The organism is Pseudomonas avellanae BPIC 631 (genome assembly GCF_000444135.1).
In the GTDB taxonomy this organism is placed as follows: domain Bacteria; phylum Pseudomonadota; class Gammaproteobacteria; order Pseudomonadales; family Pseudomonadaceae; genus Aquipseudomonas; species Aquipseudomonas avellanae.
Genome location: NZ_ATDK01000603.1, coordinates 1 through 1175, shown reverse-complemented (window position 1 = coordinate 1175; position 1175 = coordinate 1). Strand labels below are relative to the sequence as shown.

Genomic DNA, 1175 nt, shown 5'->3' with positions numbered 1-1175 from the left:
TGTTTTCGAAAAAATCAGCCACCAACTAACGGAAAATTCAAATCTTATCAATAGCTTAGCTTGCAGGTTATGGGTAACTTATTTCGAAAACAGTACACTAGAACTGACCCTCTGGGTAAAACTGGCGGCTTTGAGCTGCCATGCCTTTTCAGCGGAACTGATAGAAGGTCTCGACCACTCAGTGTTTCTACTTTTCAGAGGATACGCGCGTGAGAGTATCAAACACTTTACAGCCAGCGGTCGAACATACTACTCAAGCAACTATAGGGGGATGCTCCAGCTCCACAGCTTCACGCATCAAAGAGATACCTTTCAAGCAAGCAGATGAGCTGGCAAGGGTCGGCGATCAACGAGCGGCCTGCGTTGTGTTAACCGCAGCGTGGTTGGACCGCGTCCGCCATCACTCACAACCGGCCGAAGCACGTATCGATCATATGCGACATAGAGCGACCCTGGAACAAGTTGCTGAGCGTCAGCAGACGTACCGTAATCATGAAATAAATAATCCTCGTACTCCGTACGAAATATTATTCTCTCCCACCTTCCGAGATTATTCATTGCGTCTCAGTGATGCTCGCATTCTTGATGTTATGAGCGATGAAGAACAAGCTATGGGAAGCATGGCAAATACGCTGCGAGATCCCAATTCGTCCCATGTTCTTGTTATCGTGAGGATGAACGGAGATAACCATGCGATTGCCACGCACTGTACTGGTAACAAATTACATGTATTTGATCCGAATCATGGAGAATACAGTTTTAAAGCTGACACAAGTACCGTTGAGGAGAACATGCGAGATATAATTCAAGCCTATTCGAGTAGATTTCCGGTCCCAGAAATACATATTCTGCCTGTGCGCTCGTAAGTCTTTGATACAGGTTTATGCGTAGTGAACAGGGGGCTGGGGAGCAATGACGGCTGATTCGGTCGGTCTTCTCTGCGATGACGACTTCACCAGGTTGCAGGTCCTCGATCATGCGCAACAGCTCGGGACGGTCGGATCGAGCGCCTAGGCGTTTTCGCGATAGACCGCAGCCACGTAGTAGCCCGAGGTTCGCGCATTGCCAATGATTGCTTCTTGGCGCTGCAAGTCGTGGTCTTCGGTACTGACACGCAGGTAGATCCGCGCGACATTGAGAGTCGTCATGATGGTGGCCTATTTAGGCGTACTCAA

At 48.9% G+C, this 1175-nt stretch carries 1 protein-coding gene and 1 pseudogene; one reads left to right on the top strand and one right to left on the bottom strand.

All coding sequences use genetic code 11. The features are described 5' to 3' along the window. The first annotated feature begins 209 nt into the window (after window positions 1-209). A complete protein-coding gene (locus DW49_RS1000000131480; protein WP_005614735.1) occupies window positions 210-866 on the top strand; it encodes a YopT-type cysteine protease domain-containing protein in 657 nt (218 codons plus the stop codon). A gap of 49 nt (window positions 867-915) precedes the next feature. Here the strand turns inward: DW49_RS1000000131480 and DW49_RS01000000129010 are convergent. After that, a pseudogene (locus DW49_RS01000000129010) lies at window positions 916-1148 on the bottom strand (recombinase family protein); the annotation flags it as partial. Window positions 1149-1175 lie beyond the last annotated feature (27 nt).